At 43.2% G+C, this 6577-nt stretch carries 5 protein-coding genes and 2 tRNA genes; 5 read left to right on the top strand and 2 right to left on the bottom strand.

The window, feature by feature from the left end; genetic code table 11:
• Positions 1-316: 316 nt before the first annotated feature.
• Positions 317-390: transfer RNA gene (locus WKT20_RS17235), tRNA-Met, on the bottom strand.
• Positions 391-448: 58 nt separating this feature from the next.
• Positions 449-522 (bottom strand) — tRNA-Met (locus WKT20_RS17230).
• Positions 523-841: 319 nt separating this feature from the next.
• Between WKT20_RS17230 and WKT20_RS17225 the strand changes: the two genes are divergently transcribed.
• The 5 genes from WKT20_RS17225 to WKT20_RS17205 all read left to right on the top strand — a co-directional run bounded on the left by WKT20_RS17225 (position 842) and on the right by WKT20_RS17205 (position 6418).
• Positions 842-1225: an START-like domain-containing protein gene (locus WKT20_RS17225; RefSeq protein ID WP_007557717.1), complete on the top strand. Its 384-nt coding sequence runs from the start codon at positions 842-844 to the stop codon at positions 1223-1225.
• A 77-nt stretch (positions 1226-1302) separates the two neighbouring features.
• Entirely contained in the window at positions 1303-3195 is a 1893-nt protein-coding gene (locus tag WKT20_RS17220; RefSeq protein ID WP_117700794.1) for an LptF/LptG family permease, read from the top strand.
• Positions 3196-3211: 16 nt separating this feature from the next.
• A complete protein-coding gene (locus tag WKT20_RS17215) occupies positions 3212-4426 on the top strand; it encodes a bifunctional 3,4-dihydroxy-2-butanone-4-phosphate synthase/GTP cyclohydrolase II (RefSeq protein ID WP_007557720.1) in 1215 nt (404 codons plus the stop codon).
• 12 nt (positions 4427-4438) lie between these two features.
• Positions 4439-5140: a Bax inhibitor-1/YccA family protein gene (locus tag WKT20_RS17210; protein ID WP_007557722.1), complete on the top strand. Its 702-nt coding sequence runs from the start codon at positions 4439-4441 to the stop codon at positions 5138-5140.
• An 84-nt stretch (positions 5141-5224) separates the two neighbouring features.
• Positions 5225-6418: a pyridoxal phosphate-dependent aminotransferase gene (locus WKT20_RS17205; RefSeq protein WP_022052478.1), complete on the top strand. Its 1194-nt coding sequence runs from the start codon at positions 5225-5227 to the stop codon at positions 6416-6418.
• Positions 6419-6577: the final 159 nt, after the last annotated feature.

Genomic DNA, 6577 nt, shown 5'->3' with positions numbered 1-6577 from the left:
CAGATTATCCCTTTTATTATACTCATTTGTGCAATTTTTTGTGCAAGAAGATTCGTTCTCATACAATATATATAATGTAAGCCTCATCATCGGACATCTTCAAGCAGTGTGCAGAACATATCGTTAAGAAAGAGCAAGTAAATTGAAGAAAAGCAAAGAAAGATATTTTTGAGGTAGTTTTTTCTTACGATTTCATTGATTATCACCATTTTACCTCAACTTTTGTGCAAAATCTGTGCAAGGAACTATATAAACAAAAAAGACATCTAAGAAATATTCATTCTTAAATGTCTGATAATTAATTTATTATGTCTTGTAGCGGGACCCGGGATTGAACCGGGGACCTCATGATTATGAATCATGCGCTCTAACCAGCTGAGCTATCCCGCCATTTTCATAAAAAAAACCGCCAGGCGTGGAAGCCACCCAACGGCTAAATCATTCTTTGTAGCGGGACCCGGGATTGAACCGGGGACCTCATGATTATGAATCATGCGCTCTAACCAGCTGAGCTATCCCGCCATCATTTCGTGATTGCGGGTGCAAAGATAGAGCAAGTTTTTGAATTACGCAAATTTATCCTCTCTTTTTTGCTATTTTTCTGCAAAAGATAATGTTACCGCCTCAACAACAAGTTAATAACCGATTGAAAACGACACATTTGCCTATTTTTCATAAAATAAGAAGCTTTACATCAGCAAACGCTCTCCTCTCCATGAATTCTAAGAAGTAAAATAAATCACCAAAAAAAATCTTCATTCATTATGGATATAAACAAAAAAATACTTTAATTTGCCGCCGTTGCTAAAAATAAGATACAAGTAAAAACACAAGAAACATCATGAAAAGAAAAACACAAATCGAATATCCGCTCAATCCCTCTTCAAGTGTCATTATATGGAACGCTATCAGCAGTGCAGCCGGTTTGGAACGCTGGTTTGCCGACCGCGTAACCAAAGAAGGAAAAACTTATACCTTCCGCTGGGGAAAAACTGAAACACGACAAGCTATCGTGGTAAACAGCCGACCTGAATTTTTCATCCGCTTCCACTGGCTGGATGATGAAGAGGCTAAAAGCTATTTTGAACTGAAAATCCACTACAATGAACTGACCACCGACCACTCTCTGGAAATCACAGATTTTGTAGAGCCTGGAGAAGAAGAAGATGTACGCAGCCTTTGGGACTCACAAATTGAAACCTTAAAGAGAGTTTTCGGAGTATAAATCTATAAAATATACAAAACTTTATTTTGCTGTCCGTTTTTTGTGCTACTTTTGCATACTGATAATATAAGACAGGAATGCTACGCATAAAAAAACTTGATATATTCGTTTTAAAGAGTTTTCTGCTGCTCTTTTCGGGGACATTCTTTATCTGCCTTTTCATTTTCATGATGCAGTTCTTATGGAGATATGTCGATGAACTGGTAGGAAAAGGTTTGGAAATCAATGTTCTTGCCCAGTTTTTCTTTTTATCAGCTCTGACATTGATTCCGTTGTCTCTTCCTTTGGCCATTCTACTGGCTGCCCTGATGACATTCGGTAACTTCGGAGAACGCTATGAACTTCTGTCCATGAAGGCAGCAGGAATTCCTCTGTTTCGCATTATCCGCCCGGTCGTGCTGTTCTGTATGTTCTTGGGAGTCATGTCATTCTTTTTCCAGAATGTCATTGGTCCTAAAGCACAAAAAGAGCTTTGGACACTGCTGGTGTCTATGAAACAAAAGTCTCCGGAAGTAGATATTCCGGAAGGAATGTTTTACAGCGATATTGAAGGATACAATATCTATGTAAAGAAAAAAGATCGTGATACGGGTATTCTGAAAGATGTACTAATTTACAACTTCTCTGACGGATTTGAAAACGCCCATATTATCTGGGCAGAAGAAGGGAAGCTGGAACTGACAGCAGACAAAAAGCACTTGTATCTGCACCTGTATAACGGAGAACAATTTGAGAATCTGAAGTCACAGTCTGTCATTTCACGGAATGTCCCTTATCGTCGGGAAACGTTCAAGGAAAAACATACCCTGATTGCTTTTGACACCAATTTTGAGATGGTGGACGGCAATTTTCTGAACCAACGCTCAGACATAAAGAACATGAATGAAATCTCCCTGGCTATCGACTCCCTCAACATGTATGCCGACAGCGTGGGACGTGCCATGTATTCAGATGCCATGAAAACGGCCTATCGGAAACCGGTACTCACTAAAACAGACTCTACAAAGATTGAGAAAGAACATCTCGCCATTATTAATACAGACAGTATCTTGAACGGTATGACCTCTGCCCAAAAGTTGAAGACACTGAATTCGACCGAAACACGTCTGTCTTCGCTCATGTCAGACTGGAGCATGAAGAGTTATATGACCCGAGATGCCGACAACAATATCCGCCGTCATCAGTCGGACTGGCATAAAAAAATCACTCTTTCACTGGCTTGTATCATTTTCTTCTTCATCGGTGCTCCACTAGGAGCCATCATCCGTAAAGGAGGACTGGGTATGCCTGTAGTGATTTCCGTATTGATTTTCGTACTTTACTATATTATCGACTCCGGAGCTACGCGTGTAGCCAAAAGTGGAGAAATGAATATTATACTTGGAACATGGATGAGTACCATCATACTGGCTCCGCTAGGCGGTTTCCTTACTTACAAATCAAATAAGGACTCTGTGGTATTCAACATCGACGTGTATGTAAACTTCTTCCGCAAACTGTTTGGAATAAGAGTTTCACGCCATGTCTTTAAGAAAGAGGTCATTATCCACACACCAGACTATACCCGCATCTATCAGGATTTGGACAAGTTGTGTCAGGAATGCGAAACTTATGGAGCGAATCACAAACTGCTGGGGCCACCGAACTATTATCAGGTGTTCACCAACAACAAGCATGATGATGCCATCAAGGAAATCAGCCTGCAAATGGAAGGGCTCGTAGAAGAGATGTCCAATACAAAAGACGGAGTATTGCTGAACTTATTGAACAATTATCCGTTCTTATCTGTAAAGGCTCACAAGAGCGTATCAGACAACCGATGGTTGAATCTGCTGATTGGAATCATCGTTCCGGCCGGACTGCTTATCTGGCTGAACATCTGGCGCTATCGCGTGCGTCTGGACAAGGATTTGAAAACCATTGTCAAGAATAGCCGCGACATACAAGAAAGAATCAAAAAAACATTCTAAAACTATCAATATCATTATGGAGAAAATCAAACTGAATACAATTGAAGAGGCAATCGAAGATTTCCGCAAAGGAGAATTCGTCATCATCGTAGACGACGAAGACCGCGAGAATGAAGGCGACCTGGTAGTGGCTGCAGAACTGATTACCCCGGAAAAAGTAAATTTCATGCTGAAACATGCAAGAGGTGTACTTTGCGCCCCTATCACCATATCACGTTGCGAAGAACTGGATTTACCGCATCAGGTATCTAACAATACTTCTGTATTAGGAACTCCGTTTACCGTTACCATTGATAAACTGGAGGGATGTACTACAGGTGTATCGGCTGCCGACCGTGCCGCAACCATCCGTGCCTTGGCTGATCCTACTTCCAAACCGGAAACATTCGGCCGCCCGGGACATGTCAACCCCTTATATGCACAAGAAAAAGGTGTATTGCGCCGCGCTGGACATACAGAAGCCTGCGTAGATATGGCACGCCTGGCCGGTTTATATCCTGCTGCTGCCCTGATGGAAGTTATGAACGAAGACGGCACCATGGCCCGTCTGCCGGAACTGAAAAAGATGGCAGACGAATATGGTTTTAAACTGATTTCCATTGCCGACCTCATCGCTTACCGCCTGAAACAGGAATCACTGGTAGAAAAAGGAGTGGAAGTAGACATGCCTACCGAACATGGTCATTTCCGTCTGATTCCGTTCCGTCAGAAAAGCAACGGTCTGGAACATGTAGCTTTAATTAAAGGTACATTCTCAGAAGACGAACCGGTACTGGTACGTGTACATTCTTCATGTGCTACCGGCGACATCTTCGGCTCTATGCGTTGTGATTGCGGCGACCAGTTGCACAAAGCCATGGAACAGATTGAAAAAGAGGGAAAAGGAGCCGTTATCTACCTGAACCAGGAAGGACGTGGCATCGGACTTATGGAAAAAATGAAAGCCTACAAGTTGCAGGAAGAAGGCATGGATACGGTAGACGCCAACATCTGCCTGGGCCATCAGGCCGACGAACGCGACTACGGAGTAGGTGCTCAGATTTTGCGTGAGATTGGTATCCACAAAATGCGCTTGCTGACCAACAATCCGGTGAAACGCGTGGGACTGGAAGCTTACGGACTGGAAATTGTAGAAAACGTACCTATCGAAGTCACTCCCAACCCATACAACGAGCGATACCTGCACACCAAGAAAGAAAGAATGGGACATACCCTACATTTCAATAAATAATTAAGAAGGATTATGGAAACAAATAACTTAGTAAAAAGCTATGCCAGCAAAGCTGCTCAAACCGCTTTGTTCCGCAGCGTATATCTGTGGATGACACTGGCACTCGTCATCACGGGCTTTGTAGCCATGTACGTAGCTAAGTCGTACACCCTGATTGAAACCATCATGCAGAACTCCATCATGTTCTGGGGATTGCTGATTGCTGAAGTAGGACTGGTGATGTATCTTTCTGCCCGTATACATAAAATCAGTTTCACTACGGCTACCCTCCTGTTTATCGCCTATTCGGTATTGAACGGTGTCACGATGTCCGTCTTGTTCCTGATTTACACGTTAAGTTCCATTGCTACCACTTTCTTCGTGACAGCCGGTACATTCGGAGTAACTGCCCTTTACGGGTATGTAACCAAGAAAGACCTTACCCGTATCGGCAGTCTCTGCCTGATGGGAGTCATCGGACTGATTATCGCTTCGCTGGTCAATATGTTCCTGCACAATTCGATGATGGACATGATTATTTCCTATATCGGTGTGCTACTCTTTGTGGGACTGACGGCCTACGATTCACAGAAAATCAAGCAACTCCTGTCGCACGATGACATTGAAGTCAACGAAACCACACAGAAGATTGCCCTGATGGGAGCCTTGACACTGTATCTCGACTTCATCAACTTGTTCATTTACCTTCTCCGGATACTTGGAGACAGAAAATAAACCTTTTTAGAAGCTAATTTCTTTTATATATGGAAGAAATTAGCTTCTTTTGCAAAAAAAATCCAACTTTAATAACACAATAACATGAACCAACTTTCAGATCGTTTGAATAGCCTGTCGCCTTCAGCTACATTGGCTATGTCACAGAAAAGTAGTGAACTTAAAGCTCAGGGGGTTGACGTAATCAATCTGAGCGTAGGAGAACCGGATTTCAATACACCGGATCACATCAAGGAAGCCGCTAAAAAAGCTATTGACGAAAACTACTCTCGTTATTCTCCAGTTGCCGGATACCCGGCTTTGCGCAACGCCATCGTGGCAAAATTGAAAAATGAAAACGGTCTGGAATATACAGCCGCTCAAATCAGCTGTGCAAACGGTGCCAAGCAGTCTGTCTGCAACACCATCATGGCTTTGATTAACAAAGGTGACGAAGTAATCGTTCCAGCTCCTTACTGGGTGAGCTATCCGGAAATGGTGAAACTGGCAGAAGGTACTCCTGTCATTGTACGTGCCGGTATTGAACAGGATTTCAAGATTACTCCTGCTCAGCTGGAAGCAGCTATCACTCCGAACACTCGTGCCCTGATTCTTTGCTCTCCGTCTAACCCGACTGGTTCAGTATACACCAAAGAAGAATTGCAGGGACTGGCTGAAGTATTGGCTAAACACGAACGCGTAATCGTTATCGCTGACGAAATTTACGAACACATCAACTACATCGGCAAGCATCAGAGCATTGCTCAGTTTGCAGAAATCAAAGACCGCGTAGTGATTGTAAACGGTGTGTCTAAAGCATACGCCATGACCGGATGGAGAATCGGTTTCATTGCCGGACCGGAATGGATTGTAAAAGGTGTAAACAAACTGCAGGGACAATATACTTCAGGTCCATGCTCTGTATCACAGAAAGCAGCTGAAGCCGCTTACACTGGTACTCAAGCTCCGGTAGAAGAAATGCGCAAGGCATTTGAACGCCGCCGTGACCTGATTGTGAAACTGGCAAAAGAAATTCCGGGATTCGAAGTAAACTTCCCGCAGGGAGCTTTCTACCTCTTCCCGAAATGTGATTCTTTCTTCGGTAAGAAAGACGGAGACCGTGTAATCAATAATGCAGATGATCTGGCTATGTACCTGTTGGAAGTAGGCCACGTAGCTTGCGTAGGTGGAACTTCTTTCGGTGCACCTGAATGCATCCGTATGAGCTACGCAACTTCTGACGAAAACATTGTTGAAGCTATGCGCCGTATCAAGGAAACATTAGCTCGCTTGAAATAAATAAGCTACAAATTACATACAGACAAAGCAGTCTCGGATAACTCTGAGGCTGCTTTTTTTATGCCCTTCCAATCAACTTTAGCATCTTCCACAAAACGCAAGGACGTTTTCAATTAAACGCAAGTGCGTTTGAAGTAAAACGCCTTTACGTTTTAATCA

The organism is Phocaeicola sp. ICN-14070 (genome assembly GCF_037892625.1).
Lineage (GTDB): Bacteria > Bacteroidota > Bacteroidia > Bacteroidales > Bacteroidaceae > Phocaeicola > Phocaeicola plebeius.
Note: the sequence above shows the minus strand (reverse complement) of the source record. Positions and strands in the feature narration are given on the sequence as shown.

Excerpts from the sequence above, each read along its gene's own strand:
- WKT20_RS17225 (WP_007557717.1), top strand. The coding sequence starts at position 842 with ATGAAAAGAAAAACACAAATCGAATATCCGCTCAATCCCTCTTCAAGT.
- WKT20_RS17220 (WP_117700794.1), top strand. The coding sequence starts at position 1,303 with ATGCTACGCATAAAAAAACTTGATATATTCGTTTTAAAGAGTTTTCTG.
- WKT20_RS17215 (WP_007557720.1), top strand. The coding sequence starts at position 3,212 with ATGGAGAAAATCAAACTGAATACAATTGAAGAGGCAATCGAAGATTTC.
- WKT20_RS17210 (WP_007557722.1), top strand. The coding sequence starts at position 4,439 with ATGGAAACAAATAACTTAGTAAAAAGCTATGCCAGCAAAGCTGCTCAA.
- WKT20_RS17205 (WP_022052478.1), top strand. The coding sequence starts at position 5,225 with ATGAACCAACTTTCAGATCGTTTGAATAGCCTGTCGCCTTCAGCTACA.